At 68.9% G+C, this 15,505-nt stretch carries 13 protein-coding genes; 7 read left to right on the top strand and 6 right to left on the bottom strand.

Translation table 11 applies throughout. The features are described 5' to 3' along the window. The first annotated feature begins 56 nt into the window (after positions 1-56). The 7 genes from ACZ6ZD_RS18180 to ACZ6ZD_RS18210 are packed head-to-tail and all read left to right on the top strand — an operon-like array spanning position 57 to position 6,114. Positions 57-749, top strand: a complete 693-nt coding sequence (locus ACZ6ZD_RS18180) for an SCO2322 family protein (protein WP_465673473.1) — start codon at positions 57-59, stop codon at positions 747-749. After that, on the top strand, positions 749-1,837 hold the full coding sequence (locus tag ACZ6ZD_RS18185) for a CbiQ family ECF transporter T component (protein WP_465673475.1): 1,089 nt from the start codon (positions 749-751) through the stop codon (positions 1,835-1,837). The genes ACZ6ZD_RS18180 and ACZ6ZD_RS18185 overlap by 1 nt, the downstream gene beginning before the upstream one ends. Further along, positions 1,834-3,444 carry an ABC transporter ATP-binding protein gene (locus ACZ6ZD_RS18190; RefSeq protein ID WP_465673477.1) on the top strand — a complete coding sequence of 537 codons (1,611 nt, stop codon included), beginning with the start codon at positions 1,834-1,836 and terminating at the stop codon, positions 3,442-3,444. The genes ACZ6ZD_RS18185 and ACZ6ZD_RS18190 overlap by 4 nt, the downstream gene beginning before the upstream one ends. Further along, the gene (locus ACZ6ZD_RS18195; protein WP_465673479.1) at positions 3,441-4,250 is read left to right on the top strand and encodes an ECF transporter S component; all 810 of its coding nucleotides are present in this window, start codon (positions 3,441-3,443) and stop codon (positions 4,248-4,250) included. The genes ACZ6ZD_RS18190 and ACZ6ZD_RS18195 overlap by 4 nt, the downstream gene beginning before the upstream one ends. Further along, positions 4,243-4,770 carry a bifunctional adenosylcobinamide kinase/adenosylcobinamide-phosphate guanylyltransferase gene (locus ACZ6ZD_RS18200; RefSeq protein ID WP_465673481.1) on the top strand — a complete coding sequence of 176 codons (528 nt, stop codon included), beginning with the start codon at positions 4,243-4,245 and terminating at the stop codon, positions 4,768-4,770. The genes ACZ6ZD_RS18195 and ACZ6ZD_RS18200 overlap by 8 nt, the downstream gene beginning before the upstream one ends. Next, on the top strand, positions 4,767-5,525 hold the full coding sequence (locus ACZ6ZD_RS18205) for an adenosylcobinamide-GDP ribazoletransferase (protein WP_465673483.1): 759 nt from the start codon (positions 4,767-4,769) through the stop codon (positions 5,523-5,525). The genes ACZ6ZD_RS18200 and ACZ6ZD_RS18205 overlap by 4 nt, the downstream gene beginning before the upstream one ends. A 37-nt stretch (positions 5,526-5,562) precedes the next feature. Next, on the top strand, positions 5,563-6,114 hold the full coding sequence (locus tag ACZ6ZD_RS18210) for a hypothetical protein (RefSeq protein WP_465673485.1): 552 nt from the start codon (positions 5,563-5,565) through the stop codon (positions 6,112-6,114). 63 nt (positions 6,115-6,177) lie between these two features. Here ACZ6ZD_RS18210 and ACZ6ZD_RS18215 read toward each other — a convergent pair whose 3' ends face one another. From ACZ6ZD_RS18215 to ACZ6ZD_RS18240, 6 genes are all read right to left on the bottom strand, one after another. Continuing rightward, positions 6,178-7,236, bottom strand: coding sequence for an ABC transporter ATP-binding protein (locus ACZ6ZD_RS18215; RefSeq protein WP_465673487.1), 1,059 nt, complete (start codon positions 7,234-7,236; stop codon positions 6,178-6,180). Positions 7,237-7,256: 20 nt separating this feature from the next. After that, a complete protein-coding gene (locus ACZ6ZD_RS18220) occupies positions 7,257-8,411 on the bottom strand; it encodes an ABC transporter ATP-binding protein (RefSeq protein ID WP_465673489.1) in 1,155 nt (384 codons plus the stop codon). Continuing rightward, on the bottom strand, positions 8,408-9,400 hold the full coding sequence (locus ACZ6ZD_RS18225) for an ABC transporter permease (protein ID WP_465673491.1): 993 nt from the start codon (positions 9,398-9,400) through the stop codon (positions 8,408-8,410). The genes ACZ6ZD_RS18220 and ACZ6ZD_RS18225 overlap by 4 nt, the downstream gene beginning before the upstream one ends. 107 nt (positions 9,401-9,507) lie before the next feature. Beyond that, entirely contained in the window at positions 9,508-11,265 is a 1,758-nt protein-coding gene (locus ACZ6ZD_RS18230; RefSeq protein ID WP_465673492.1) for an ABC transporter substrate-binding protein, read from the bottom strand. A gap of 41 nt (positions 11,266-11,306) precedes the next feature. Further along, on the bottom strand, positions 11,307-12,314 hold the full coding sequence (locus ACZ6ZD_RS18235) for an ABC transporter permease (protein ID WP_465673494.1): 1,008 nt from the start codon (positions 12,312-12,314) through the stop codon (positions 11,307-11,309). Between the two features lie 298 nt (positions 12,315-12,612). After that, on the bottom strand, positions 12,613-15,447 hold the full coding sequence (locus tag ACZ6ZD_RS18240) for an AfsR/SARP family transcriptional regulator (RefSeq protein WP_465673496.1): 2,835 nt from the start codon (positions 15,445-15,447) through the stop codon (positions 12,613-12,615). Positions 15,448-15,505 lie beyond the last annotated feature (58 nt).

Genomic DNA, 15,505 nt, shown 5'->3' on the forward strand with positions numbered 1-15,505 from the left:
CCGGTGCGACGCCGTTACGCGGCGTCGTACCGGTTACTGCTTGTTAAGCTGCGGCCGTGACGCTACGACGGGTGCTGTTCAGTGTGCTGGCCGGGCTGGTGCTTGCGGGGGCCGGTGCGACGCAGGCGCATGCCGAGGACGGGTATCGCTTCTGGGGCTACTACCAGTGGAGCGGCGGGCAGTGGGCGTTCGCGCAGAAGGGCGCGGACGTCGTCGTCCCGGCCGACGGGTCCGTGGAGGGCTGGCGGTACGCCGTGGGCGGCATGAAGCCGCGCGTTCCGCGGGCGGACGGCGATTTCGCCAAGATCTGCGGCAGCACCCCGGCTGAGGCCGGGAAGAAGCGGGTGGCCGTTGTGGTCGACGGAGGCACCGAAGCGGATGCGCTGCCCGGCGAACGGCCCGCGGCCGCGACCGGGACGTGCGTGGTGACCGATTCGGCGTCCAACGGCGCGAAGATCCTGGCGGCGATCGCTCCGACCCGGATCGAGAAGGGCCTCACCTGCGGGATCGACGGCTACCCGAGCAAGGGGTGCGGCGACCAGGTGAAGAACATCAACGTCCCGGCCACCGACGCCCCGGTCCAGCTGGAGATCGGCGCGGCCGTCGGGTCGAGCGCGCCCTCGCCGTCCGTGCCGGACGACTCCCAGGACAACACGGTCTGGTGGTCGCTGGCGGTCGGCGCCGGGATCATCGCCCTTCTGGTGGTCGGTGGATTCGCTCTGGTCCGCCGTCGGCGCTCGAGCGAGTAGTGCGTGCTGTCCATCGCCTGACGCTCCCCCGGGCGCTGCACCCGGGGGCCTGGTGGTTGTGGGCGCTCGGGATGGCCGTCGCGGCGAGCCGGACGCGGAATCCCGTGCTGCTGCTGATGATCCTCGCGGTGACCGGATTCGTGGTCGCGGCCCGGCGGACGGATGCGCCCTGGGCGAACAGCTACGCCGCGTTCCTGAAGCTCGGGCTGGTCGTGATCGGGATCCGCGTCGTGCTGCAGGCGCTGCTGTCGACGCGCTCGCAGGGTCCGACAGTGCTGTTCACACTGCCGCAGCTCGCGCTACCCGACTGGGCCGCCGGGGTGAAGCTCGGCGGTGAGGTGTCTGCCGAGGCCGTCGTGACCGCCCTGTACGACGGCGGTCAGCTGGCGGTGATGTTGTGTTGTATCGGCGCGGCGAACGCGCTGGCCAGCCCCCGGCGGCTGCTGAAGTCGTTGCCAGGGGCCCTCTACGAGATGGGTGTCGCCTGCGTGGTCGCACTGACGTTCGCACCGCAGTTGGTGACCGATGCGCGCCGGATTCGCGCGGCCCGGCGGCTGCGCGGGCGGACGCGTGGCTCGTTCCGGACGACGGCTATGCCGGTTCTGGAGGGCGCATTGGACAGGTCGGTCGAGCTGGCCGCAGCGATGGATTCACGCGGGTACGGGCGGACTGCGCAAGTGCCGCGGCGACAGCGGCGGATCACTGGGCTCTGCGTGTTGCTGGGGCTTCTGGGCATTCTGCTCGGGGTCTACGCACTGCTGACGGATGCGATGAGCTTTCCGTTCGCCCTGCTGACGCTGGCTGTTGGGCTGCTCCTAGCGGTCAGTGCGCTCGCAATCGGTCGCCAGCGGGTCACTCGAACCCGTTACCGGCCTGACCCCTGGGCGCTACCGGAGTGGCTGGTGGTTGCGGCCGGTGCGGTCGCAGCGGCCGTCATGGTGGTCGCTGCGGTGCGTGGTGTGCACGGGCTGCTGCTGGCCGGGCCGCTCGTGGTTCCGCCGGTGCCGGTGCTGCCGGTGCTCGGCGTACTGGTCGGGCTGGTGCCGGCGCTCGCCGCACCGCCGCAGGGACGGCGGGTGGCGGCGTGATCGAGTTCGAGCGGGTGAGCGTGACCTACGACGGCGCAGCCGAGCCCGCCGTCCGGGAAGTGAGTTTCACCGTGCCGGAGGGCGAGCTGGCGCTGGTGATCGGCCGTACCGGCTCGGGGAAGTCGACCCTGCTGCGGACGATCAACGGGCTGGTGCCGCACTTCACCGGCGGGACGCTGACCGGCCGGGTGCTGGTGAACGGACGGGACACCCGGGAGTACCGGCCGCGGGATCTGGCTGATGTGGTCGGGTTCGTCGGTCAGGATCCGCTGACCGGGTTCGTCACCGACACTGTTGAGGACGAGCTGGCGTACAGCATGGAGTCGCTCGGTACGCCGCCGGACGTGATGCGGCGGCGGGTCGAGGAGACGCTGGATCTGCTGGGGCTGGCCGACGTCCGGGATCGGGCCTTGACGTCACTGTCTGGTGGCCAGCGGCAACGAACCGCGATCGGTGCCGCGCTGACGTCGCATCCGGCTGTGCTGGTGCTGGACGAACCGACGTCCGCTCTGGACCCGCAGGCAGCTGAGGAGGTGCTGGCCGCGCTGCAGCGGCTCGTGCACGACCTTGGGGTGACTGTCGTGCTGGCCGAGCATCGGCTGGAGCGGGTGGTGCAGTACGCCGATCGGGTGATCGAAGTGCCTGGTGGGGTTGGGCTGGTGACTACTGGGCTGCCCGCTGACCAGATGGTGACTGCGCCGGTAGCGCCGCCGGTTGTGGAGCTTGGGCGACTTGCTGGCTGGTCGCCGCTGCCGCTGTCGGTGCGGGACGCTCGGCGGTCAGCCGGCGCGCTGCGGACGCGGCTGACCGGGGCGGTGCCGCTTCGGCGTACGGCGACCATCGGGGCGGAGCTGGCGCGGTGTAGCGATCTGGTCGTCGGATACGGGTCAGTGACCGCGCTGCGCGGAGTCTCGACGAGCATCCGGGCAGGCGAGATCGTGGCGCTGATGGGCCGGAACGGCGCTGGAAAGTCGACGCTGCTCAACGCGCTGGTCGGAATCGTCCCACCGCGGTCGGGCACGGTCACGGCGTCCGGTGCGGATCCGCGCCGGACCAGACCGGCGCGGCTGGTGAAGGCGGTCGGGCTGGTCCCGCAGGAGCCGGCCGATCTGTTGTATGCGGCAACTGTCGCGGACGAGTGCGCCGGAGCGGATGCCGACTTCAAGGTGGCCGCGGGGACGTGCCGGGCGCTGCTGGCACGGCTGGCGCCGGATGTCTCCGACGAGCTGCATCCGCGGGATCTGTCCGAGGGACAGCGGTTGTGTCTGGCGCTGGCCGTAGTCCTGTGTGGGGCTCCCCCGCTGTTGCTGCTCGATGAGCCGACCCGCGGGCTGGACTACGGCGCCAAGCGGCGGCTGGTCGAGATCCTGCGTGAACTGGCCGTCGCCGGGCACGCGGTGGTGTTGTCGACGCACGACGTCGAGATGGTGGCTGAGGTCGCCACTCGGGTGATGGTGCTCGCTGATGGCGAGCTGGTGAGTGACGGCGAGACTGCGACGGTTGTCGCGGGTTCACCGGCGTTCGCACCGCAGGTGGCGAAGATCCTCGCGCCACTGCCGTTCTTGACGGTCGGCGAGGTAGCGACCGCGCTGGAGCGCGCATCGTGAATCTGATCCGGCTGCGACCGCGTAGTACGGCTGCGTTGCTGTTGGCGTCGCTGGTTGGCGTGGTGGCGTTCGCCTGGCCGTTGTTCTGGCAGACGACGCAGGCCGGTGAGTCGGCGATCGGGCACACGACGGACGCGCCGTGGTTGTTCGTGTTGCTGCTGCCGTTGCTGGTGGCCGTCGTCCTGGCGGAGCTGTCTGAGTCCGGCATCGACGCCAAGGTGGTGTCACTGCTCGGGATGCTGGCGGCGGTCGGAGCGGCGCTGCGGGCGCTCGGACCAGGGACTGCGGGGCTGGAGCCGGGCTTCTTCCTGCTGGTGCTGGCCGGACGGGCGTTCGGCGCCGGGTTCGGCTTCGTGCTGGGGTCGATCTCGTTGCTGGGCGGCGCGCTGATCAGCGGCGGGGTCGGGCCGTGGATGCCGTTCCAAATGTTCGCCTGTGCGTGGGTGGGGTGTTTCGCGGGCCTGCTGCCGCGGATCGGTGGCCGGATCGAGCTGTTGCTGCTGGCGGCGTACTCGCTGGTGGCTGGGGTGGTGTACGGCTTCGTGATGAACCTGTGGTTCTGGCCGTACGCGACCTTCGGGAGCGACTTCTCCTTCATCCCCGGTGACGCCTTGGTCGAGAACCTGCATCGCTATCTGCTCTTCGTCGTCGCCACCTCCCTCGGCTGGGACATCCCCCGCGGCGTCCTCTGCGCCGTCCTCGTCCTCCTCCTCGGCCGGCCCGTTCTGAACGCGTTTCGGCGTACCGCCCGCAAAGCGGCCTTCGACGCGCCGGTGGTGTTCGATCCAAGGAGTCCACATGCCTGACCGCGTTCTCATCCTCGGCGGCGCCCGCTCCGGCAAGTCCGTCGCGGCCGAGCGCCTGCTGGCCGACGTACCGGACGTCCTGTACGTCGCCACCGGCGGAGACGACGCCGGCAGCGCCGAGTGGGCCGACCGCGTCGCCAAGCACCAGGCCCGCCGTCCGGCGTCCTGGGGCCTGGCCGAAACCATCGACCTGGTCCCCCTGCTGTCCGTCCCGGGCCCACCGCTCCTGATCGACTGCCTCACCCTCTGGCTCTCCCGCACGATGGACGCCGTCGACGTCTGGTCCGACCTCGCCCGCGCCGCAGCGGTCGAGGACCGCATCGCCACCCTCGCCGAGGCCTGGTCGACCACCCCGCGCCGCGCAGTTGCTGTCAGCAACGACATCGGCGCCGGCGTGGTCCCCGCCGACCCCGGCACCCGGCTCTTCCGCGACCTCATGGGCCGCCTCAACACCGCCATCTCACTCAGCTCCACCCAGGCCCTCTACACCATCGCCGGCCGCACCCTCCCCCTCACATGAGCGCGTGGGCGGACGGCGTCCGGCTGGGTGTGGGATTGCTGACGGTTCTGCCGGCGGGAATGCCTCGGGTTGTGGACGGGCGGGTCGGACGGCGAGCGATGCTCTTGGCACCGATTGTCGGGGCTCTGGTCGGGGCGTTGGCGGCGGGGCTGGTTGCGGTCGTGCTCGTGGTGCGGCCGGAGGCTGGGTTGCTGGCGAGCGTGCTGGGGGTGCTGGTGCTGGCTGTGCTGTCCGGTGGGCTGCATCTGGACGGGCTGGCCGATTTCGCGGACGCGCTGGGCAGCCGGCGGGACCGCGAGACGATGCTGCGCATCATGAAGCAGAGCGACATCGGGCCGTTCGGAGTGCTCAGCATCGTCGGCGTCCTGCTTGTCGACGTGGCCACGCTGGCTGCGTGTGTGGACGCCGGCTTCGGTTGGCAGGCGATCCTGGTCGCCGCCGTGGCCAGTCGGCTGACGCTGGTGTGGACGTGCCGGGTCGGCGTCCCGTCAGCGCGGCCAGGTGGGCTTGGAGGCACCGTTGCGGAGACAGTGCCGACCTGGGCGGCCGTCGCGGTGACTGCGGCTGTTGCCGCGGGCACATGGTTCGCGCTGGGCTGGGCGGCGGGCCTGGCGGTGCTGTTGAGCGTGGGTACAGCGCTGGCCGTCGTCCGACGAGCCCGGACGACGCTGGGCGGCGTAACCGGAGACGTACTGGGTGCAACCGTCGAATTGGCCTTGCCAATCAGCCTTCTGGCGCTCGCACTGACCGTTTGACCGCTCCGTGGCCCCGCCCGCCGCTACCGTTCGGGCCATGTCTAAGAAATGGAAGATCGTCGGCGCCGCCGTCACGACCGCGGCGCTGGCGACCGGCGGGATCGTCGTCGCCAACCAGGCCGGCGCGGCGCAGAGCGGTCCGGCGGCGACGTCGTACCGGGCCACGCTGATCGAGATGAAGACCGTCGGGAACGCCGGCTACTTCTACACCGCCAGCCAGGCCGAGTACAACCGCGCCCGCGGGCTCAAGTTCACCAACACCGGCACGCCGCCCGGCTACGTCTCCACCAAGGCGATCCGCGGCACGGTCGCCGTCTACCGGCTGCGCAACCTGAAGAAGTCGACCTACCTGCTGACGCTGTCCGCCGCCGAGCGCGACAAGCTGAGCGCCTCCAAGCAGTGGAAGTACGAAGGCATCGTCGGCCGCGTCCCGGTCGCCGCCGCCAAGGACCGCGTCCAGGTCTTCCGCGTCTCCAAGGCCGGCACCGGCGGCGGCTGGCGCGTCGTCCGCGCCTCCGCCGTCAACGCCCACAAGAAGGCCGGCTGGCGCGTCGACGGCCCCATGGGCTACGTCTGGACCACCAAGTAATCAGGAACAGAAACGCGAGCCGCCCCGACCGAGCTGGTCGGGGCGGCTTTCGTTGCGGGCCGGTCAGGCGGTTGCGGCGGTCAGGTCCAGCTTCGGCTCGGCGAAGTGGCAGGCCGCGGCGTGGCCTGGGGTCGACTGCGGTTTGCCCTCGAGCAGCGGCTCCTGGGTCGCGCAGATGTCCTCGGCCTTCCAGCAGCGGGTGCGGAAGCGGCAGCCGCTCGGCGGGTCGATGGGTGACGGGACGTCGCCGATCAGCCGGATCCGCTCCTTCGGCGGGACGCCGCGGATCGTGCCGAGGTCGGGCGCGGCCGACAGCAGCGCCTGTGTGTACGGGTGCTGCGGAGCGCCGTAGATCTGCTCGCGCGGCCCCTGCTCGACGATCTTGCCCAGGTACATCACGGCGACCGTGTCACAGAAGTGGCGGACGACGCCCAGGTCGTGTGCGATGAACACGAACGCGATGCCGAGATCGCGCCGCAGATCCTCCAGCAGGTTCATCACCTGGGCCTGGATGGACACGTCCAGCGCGGAGACCGGCTCGTCGGCGATGATCACCTCGGGCTCGACCGCGAGTGCGCGGGCGATCCCGATCCGCTGCCGCTGACCGCCGGAGAACTCGTTGGGGTAGCGGTTGTGGTGCTCGGGGTTCAGGCCGACCCGCTCCAGCAGCTCCTGGACCCGGGCCAGCTCCTTGCCCTTCTTGACCAGGTTGTGCACCCGCAACGGCGTACTGATGATGTTGCTGACCGTCTGCCGCGGGTTCAGCGAGCTGTAGGGGTCCTGGAAGACGATCTGCAGCTGACGCCGGAACGGGCGCAGGTCCTTCTCCTTCAGGCGCGCGATATCCGTGCCCTTGAACAGGATCTGCCCCGAGGTCGGGGTCAGCAGCCGGGTGATCATCCGCCCGGTGGTCGACTTGCCGCAGCCGGACTCGCCGACCAGGCCGAGGCTCGCGCCGGCCTTCAGGTCGAAGCTGACGCCGTCGACGGCCTGCACGACCTTCTTGGTCCGGGCCAGGCCCGCCGCTTCCTTGATCGGGAAGTGCATCGTCAGATCGCGGATCTGCAGCAGCGTCTCGGCGTTCGAGGGCGCCTGGTCGATCGGGCGTACCGTGTCGCTCATCTCTCTCCTCAGTCCCCTCGTCAGCCCAGTCTCGGCAGGACTTCGGTCTCGTAGATCGAGGCCTTGTCCGGCAGATGACAGCGCGACGTGTGCAGGCCGGCGCCGTCCACCGGCAGCAGCTCGGGCAGATCCGTCGTACAGCGCTCGCCCTTGACGCGGTCCTTGTACGGGCAGCGCGGGTTGAACGAGCAGCCGCTCGGCAGGTTCAGCAGGGACGGCGGCAGCCCCTTGATCGGGCGCAGCCGCTCGCTGGCCGCCGAGACCGTCGGGATCGACTCCAGCAGGCCCCAGGTGTAGGGCATCCGCGGGTTGGCCAGCACGTCCTCGGCGGTGCCGTACTCGACGCAGCGACCGGCGTACATGACCAGGACGTCGTCGGCCATCTCGGCCACCACGCCCAGGTCGTGCGTGATCAGCACGATCGCGGAGCCGAACTCCTTCTGCAGGTTGTTCAGCAGGTCCAGGATCTGCGCCTGCACGGTGACGTCGAGCGCGGTGGTCGGCTCGTCGGCGATGACGAGCTTCGGGTCGTTGACGAGGCCCATCGCGATCATCGCGCGCTGCCGCATGCCGCCGGAGAACTCGTGCGGGTACTGGTTGAACCGGCGCGCCGGGTTCGGGATGCCGACCAGGTCGAGCATCTCCAGGGTGCGCTTCTTGGCGACCTCCTTGGACACCTTGTGGTGCACCAGGTAGGCCTCGGCGATCTGCTTGCCGACCGTGTACAGCGGGTGCAGCGAGGACTGCGGGTCCTGGAAGACCATCGAGACCGCGTCGCCGCGGACCTTCATCAGGTCGGCCTCCGGCATCCCGACGAGCTCGTCGCCGCCGAGCCGGATGGACCCGGTGATCTTGCTCCGCCGCGGGTCGTGCAGACCCATCACGGCCATACTCGACACCGACTTGCCGGAGCCGGACTCGCCGACGATCGCCAGCGTCCGGCCGAGCGGCACCGAGTAGCTCAGCCCGTTCACCGCGCTGACCACGCCGTCCGCGGTCGGGAACTTGACCGTCAGGTCCTCGACCACCAGGTACGGCGTCTCGCCGCTCGGGCTGAGCGCGCCCTGCCGGCGCTCCCGGGTGGCGACCTCCGGGCCGCGCTTGGCCTGCGCCGGCTGCTCGGCTGCGGTCTCGGACATGGCGTCCTTCCGGTCGTCTTGGGTGGGCTCGGTCACGACAGCCTCACCCGCGGGTCGATCAGGCTGTAGACGACGTCGACGACCAGGTTCGCCGCGACCAGGAAGATCGACGAGATCAGCACCGTGCCCATGATCACGGGCAGGTCGTAGTTCACCAGGCTCTGCAGCACCAGCTGGCCGAGCCCGGGCAGGTCGAAGATGCGCTCGGTGAAGATCGCGCCGGCGAGCATACCGGCGACGTCCAGACCGAAGATCGTGATGACCGGGATGAGCGCCGTCCGCAGGGCGTGTTTGTAGGTCACGACCCGGTCGGACAGACCCTTGGCCCGGGCGGTGCGGATGTAGTCCTCGCTGAGCGACTCCACCATCGAACCGCGCGAGTACCGGACGTACTGCGTCGTGTTGACGAGACCGAGGACGAGCCACGGCGTCACGAACCCGGCGATCCACTTCCCGGGACTGTCGAACGGGGACGTCCACTGCCCCCGCGGCAATATCGGGTAGAAGATCGTCAGATACAGCGAGATCATCAGCGCGACGATGTAGTACGGGATGGAGCTGACGATCAGCGTGCTGGTGACCAGGGCGCGGTCACCGGCGGTGCCGCGGCGTTTGGCCGCCATCGACCCGATCGTGACGCCGACGGTCAGCATGATGACGGCAGCGCCCGCGACCAGCGAGATGGTGACCGGGAGCCGCTCCTTGAGCATGTCCAGCACCGGCCGGTCGTTCTTGAACGAGTACCCGAGGCACGGTGCCGCGCACTCGCGCTCGACGCCGCCGTTCACGTAGGTCCGGCCGGCGACGATGCCCTCGAGGTAGGTGGTGAACTGCTTCACCTTCGGCTCGTTGAGGCCCAGGCCGGCCCGGATCTCCGCCAGCCGCTCGGGCGGGCAGTTCCGCGCTCCGCAGATCGCACCCGCGGGGTCCGTGGGCGCGATGAAGAACAGTGCGAACGTCGCCACCAGCGTGACGAGGACGACGGACAGAGCGCTGATGATGCGGCGCCCCAGGAAGTACAACACAGGATTCTCCTCACCGATCGCCACGGGCGGCCAGGCGGTGATACCGCCTGGCCACCCGCTTCGCGATCAGAACGAGTAGCGCACGGCTACCCGATCAGTGGTGGCGATCAGGGCTGCTTCAGGAACAGCGAGGTGAACTCGGGCATACCCTGTGTCGGGTCGTTGATCGCGTGGCCGATGTTGGTGCCGACCAGGAACGCGGACCGCGACTGGTAGATCGGAAGAGCCGGCAGGTAGTCCTGCATGATCTTCTTGTCCAGGTTGATCCAGGCCTTGGTCTTCAGGGCCTCTTCGGGGTCCATGTTGTTGACCTTGTCGATCTCCGCGTCCAGCGCCTTGTCCTCGAGCTGACCGACGGAGTTGCCCAGCTCGATCGCGTCGGAGCGGAACAGCACCGGCGCCCAGGACGAACCGCTCGGCCAGTCGGAGCACCAACCGGTCGGCGACTTCAGCGTGTTGACCGGAGCGTTCTGGTCACCGGTGACCTCGCGGATCTTCGCGGTCGGGACGCCGATCGCCTTCACCTTGAAGCCGGCCTTGACCAGCGCCTGCTCGCGGACCTGGCTGCGCGTGGTCGCGATCTTCTGGTCGTTGGAGTAGTACCAGGACAGCTCGAAGCCGACCGCGTTGGCCTCTTCCAGCATCTGCTTGGCCTTGGCCGGGTCGCCGTCGCCCTTACCGTTCAGGCCCGGAACCTCGTAGTTCTCCCAGCCCGGCACCGACGGCGACAGGTAGGTCGACGTGGCCGGCTCGGCCAGCGACGTCCAACCGGCGACCTTGCGCTCGGTGTCGTACGGGTACGCGGCCGCGATGGCCTTGCGGACCGGCAGCGGGATCTTGCGGGTGTCCATCGGGAACATCCGGTTGCACGGCGTCGGCCCCTGGACCAGCTGGTCCTTCTTGTTGCCGTTGTTCAGCTCCGGGACCAGCGTCGCGTCGATGTTGCTGTAGGTCAGGGCGCTGGCGTCCGGACCGGTGCTGGCGAGGATCTGGTTCTGGATCTTCAGCGTGTCCAGACCGAACTTGAAGGTGAAGCCGTCGACGTACTGGTGCCGGACCGCGTCGGTGGCCGGATCCCAGTTCGGGTTCTTGACCAGCTTGAGCTCGGCGCCCGGGTTCAGCGACTGCACCATGTAAGGACCGGTCGCCAGCGGCTTGCTCTGGTAGGTGTCCTTGGTGTCCTTCGCCTTCGGGATCGGCGTGAACATCGTGAAGGCCGCGAAGAACGGCATGTCCGCGAACGGCTTCGCCAGGTGGATCTGCAGGGTGCTGTCGTCCGGCGTCGAGACACCGGCGAAGTTGTCACCGCTGGTCCACGGGCCCTTGTACTTGTCGCCGTCCTTGAAGAACTGCTTCTGGTACGTCGGCCCGTTGGTGAACAGGTCCCGGGCGAAGGAGCGCTTGATCGAGTACGCGAAGTCCTCGGCCTTGACGTCGGTGCCGTCGGAGTACTTGATGCCCTTCTTCAGCTTGAAGGTCCAGGTCAGCTTGTCGTCCGACACCGTGCCCAGGTCCTCGGCCAGGTCGGGGACCAGCACCGGAGTGTGGTCCGGTCCGTCCAGCCGGTACTGGGTCAGCGCCCGGAAGTACAGCTTCTGGATCTGGAAGCCGTCCACGTAGTACGTGTCCGTAGGGTCGAACGTCGACGGGGTGACGTCGGACAGGACCGTCGCGGTCCCGCCCTTCTTGAAGCCGTCGACCTCGGGTGCGGGGCCCTTGGCGGCCGGATCCGTGACCTTCACCTGGGTCTTGTTGGCCGGCCCGTCGGAACCGCCGGTGCCCCCATTGTTCGAGGACGGGCTGCCACAGGCTACGGCGGCCAGCATGACCGTCGCCGCAACCGCGGTGATCCGTTTCCACTGCATGGTCGGGTTTCTCCTTTTCTGCCGCTCGGGCAATCGCCGCACTACCGGCGAGTCTTGGGGTCGAAGGCGTCCCGGATCGCGTCACCGAGGAGGGCGAGGGCGAGCACCAGGATGGTGATCGCGATCACCGGCAGCCACAGGTACGCCGGGTCGGCCTTGAACCAGTTGGTGGCGGTCGCGATCGTCTGGCCCCACGAGGGAACCGGCTCGATCAGACCGACACCGAGGAAGGACAGTCCGGCCTCCGCCGTGACGTACGCCGGCAGGGCCAGCGAGGCCGAGATGACGATCGGGGCGACCAGGTTGGGCAGCAGCTCCTTGAACAGGATCCGCTGCGTGGAGACGCCGATCGCCTTGGCGGCCAGGACGAACTCGCGCTCGCGCAGCGAGAGCACCTCACCGCGGATGATGCGCGCCAGACCGGCCCAGCCGAAGAACGAGAGCACGAAGATCAGCACGAAGAACCGGGTACTGGCCTGCTCCTCGGGGCTCAGCGTGAACGCCCCGCCGCGCCAGGACTCGACGATCGGCACCATCGCGATCGCGAACAGCAGGTACGGCAGGCTCAGCACGAAGTCGATCACCCAGGAGATGACCCGGTCGACCCAGCCGCCGAGGAAGCCCGCCATCAGGCCCATCACGACGCCGACCGTCGTCCCGAACACGGTCGCCACCGAGGCCACGATCAGCGACGGGCGAGCGCCGTACACCCAGCGGGCGAACAGATCCCGGCCGGTCCGCGGCTCGACGCCGAACCAGTGGTCGGACGTGAAGCCGATCGTCGGGAAGCCGAACTCGTCGACCAGGTTCACGTTGAAGGTGGAGATGTCGCCACCCTCGAGTTTGGCCAGCAGCGGCGCGAACACCGCGACCAGCACGAAGAACAGCACGATGCACGCGCAGACGATCGCGACCTTGTCCTTGCGGAGCCGATCGATCGCGATCCGGGTCGGAGACTTACCGTGCGCGACACCGCTCGCACGGACCGGCTCGGCCGATGCCGGGTGCTCCTCGATCCCCACACTCGAGTCAGGGGCCCCAATGCTCATGCGCGCTCCAAATTCGCTTGACAGCCCGGATTCCTCCACGCCGCGCGCTAGCCTGCCCGACACTCCGGCACCAAACCAGCCGTGTTCCAGACCAGTGCGCAAATCGTTACCGGAAGGCGTACTAGACCCGAATTTTTACCCCATTTATTCACTCTGCGCAGTCAAACCTGCGCAAAATGCGTCGGCACAGCACCGACAGTGGCCAATTGGTGCCACAAAAATAACAGAATGTAACAATCGGCGATGCTGCGGCCTTCCCCGAAAATGCCCGAAATCGGCCCCGCAGAACGCACCGAGCTCACCTCACACCGAGTAACTCCAACTGGCGCCGGAGCTCATGAGCACCCTCGACCGTCGCTCCCGGCATCGCGTCTTCGAGGGTCCGGCGCGCCTCGTCGACCCGCCCGGCGACAAAGTGCACACGAGACCACCCAATGGCCACCCGCACTCGACCGCCGGCGTTCGGGCGCCGGTCCAGAATCTCCTCAGCGCGGATCAGCAACTCGCTTGCTCCGCGCAGGTCGCCGGTGGCGGCGAGCACCTGAGCTGTCATCGCCATGACGTGCGCCGCTCCCAGCTCATCGCCCAGCCGTTCGACAATCTGCTGCGCCTCATGCACGACCGTCTGCAGCTCCACTGCATGCTGGGCACCCAGATCCGGCTCGGCCAGCAAGGCCTCGGCGAGCATCACCAGCCGGATTGCCCGGATTCGGCCGTGCTTGTCGTCGACCTGACAAATCGCCCGTCCAACCTCTTGCGCCTCGGCGACCCGGCCCAAGCCGTACAAGGCGCTGTACCGCTGGTCCAGCGCCCAGGACTGGTCCGCCGCGGGATCCTGTGCAGCTAGGTCGTACATCTCTTCGGCCACAGCGAGCATGCGCTCGTAGTCCGCACGAGCGCCGGCCGCCCAGCAGACCTGATTGAGCGCACCGAGCAGAAGCGGCACCGAACCCGCGCGACGGGCTGAGTCGACGGCACGGTCGGCCAGCTCGGCCAACAGCTCCGGCGCAGCGTCGGCCTGGGCGAACACGCCGAACAGCGAGCGGTCCAGCTCCGCTTCCAGACCGACTTCGGCCGCACCGGCGACGGCGTCCCGGGCGGTCTGCAGAACCGCCATCCGGTCATCACGAGAGTCTCGGACCAGCAGATAGCCGCGGAAGCGCAGCGCCAGCATTCCGGCTCGGCGCGGCCACGGGCCGGCCGCGCGTTCCACTGCTGCCCGGATCACCGACACCTCGGCATCCAGCCATTCGGCGCCGGCAGCGGCAGCTGCCTCCGTGGCAGGCAGGTCCGGGCCGCCGCCAGGGTCGACCTCGATCTGGCTGAGCAGGGAGTGGTCGATGGCGGCATCGGCGATCGTGAGCAGGCTGAGAACTGTGTCGAGATAGCGGACTTCGTGGACTTCGCGGTCCGGGCGCTCGAGATCGGCGTAGAGCTCGCTCGTGCGGGCGCGGAGCAGGCCGTGCAAGCCGTAACGCGGCGGGTCGAGTCGGCGGAGCTGGAGCAGGCCGAGGGCGGTGAGGGATTCGAGGACGCCGGCAACGGAGATTTCGTCGGTGTCGAGGAGGGCGGCGGCAACCCACGGGCCGAACTCGTCGGCGGCGACGATGGCGAGGCGAGCGAAGAGGGCCTGGGCTTCGGGGGTGGCGATGGCGAGGGTGAGGTCGAGGCTGGCTCGGACGGCTCGGTCGCCGGCGACGAGGTAGTCGAGGCGGTGGGATTCGTCGGCTAGGGATTGGACTACGTGGCTGACCGGTTCGCGGATGAGGGCGAGGCGGGCGCCGACGATGCGGAGGGCCAGCGGGAGGCCGGCGCAGTGCGGGACGACTTCGGTGAGGTGGGTGGTGGGTAGGCCGGAGAGGGCGCCGAGGAGTTGGGCGCTGGTGGTGTCGTCGAGGGGGTGGAGTTCGCGGTGGGTGGCGTCTTCGAGGCCCAGGAGGGGCTTTCGGGAGGTGGTGATGACGGCGCCGGCGGCGGGGAGGAGGGGGCGGAGCTGGCCGGCGTCTACGGCGTCGTCGAAGAGCAGGAGGGTGGATCTGTTGGCGAGGCGGCTGCGGAGGAGGGCGGAGCGCTCTTCCAGTGCGTCGGGTAGTTCTGAGCCGTCGACGCCCAGGGAACGCAGGAGCTGACCTAGGACGGCGCGAGGGGGTAGGGCGTGACCATTGACGTCCTGTAGGCGCGCGAAGAGCTGTCCGTCAGGGAAGGAGTCAGCGAGGAGGTGGCCGAGGCGGACGGCAGCTGTTGATTTGCCGGTGCCCGCTGCTCCGTAGAGGCAGACTACGGTCGGTACGCCGTTGCGGCCGCCGCTCTTCAGTGCTGCGGACAGCTCGGTCAGTACGTCGTCCCGCCCGATCAGCAAGCTCACATCCGCGGGCAGTTCGCGGGGAACGTCTGCCTGGGTGAGGAGGTCCAGCGACGGATCCTGGCGCAGAATCGCGACCTGGCGGTCTCGTACTTCGCTACCTGGTTCTACTCCGAGCTCCTCGTCGAGATGGCGCACCAGGTCCGTGTAGACGTTCAGAGCGTCGGTTTGGCGGCCGGAGCGGTACAGGGCGAGCATCAGCGCTGAGGCGAACGACTCCCGGGTCGGCTCAGCAGCGGCCAGCTCGGCCAGGCGTGGGAGGAGGTCCTGGTGGCGGCCGAGAGCGAGCTCGGTGGTGATCTGCAGCTCTTCGGCGGCACAGCGCTCTTCCTCGAGACCTGCGCACAGGCGGCGGCGTACGTCCTCAGTAGTGACGTCGGCCAGCGCTGGTCCGCGCCAGAAAGCTAGGGCGGCGGTCACGAGCTTCGTGCGCTGAGCCAGGTCCGCTTCGCGGTGCGCCTGGACGACGAGGGTCCGGAAGTGCTCGATGTCGGTGCTGTTGGGCTCTGCCTGGATGGCATAGCCCTCGGGACCGCTGGTGAGGTCCACATCGAGGGCCGTACGCAGGCGGGAGATGTAGACCTGCAGTGCCCGGCGTGGGTTGCTGGGGATTGCCTCGGGCCAGAGCAGCGCCATAAGCCGGTCTGTGGTCACCGGCTTGCCCGGCTCAAGGAGCAGTACTGCGAGCACCAGCCGCTCCTGGCGGCGTTTCAGCGCTATGAGCTGCCCGGCGGACCAGATCTCGACCGGGCCGAGCAGGCGGAACTTCATCGGCACATGGTAAGCGCCTGGTAACAACCTGAGCCCAGGATCGAGCCGCACCTGCCGC

The organism is Kribbella sp. NPDC104218 (assembly GCF_055584105.1).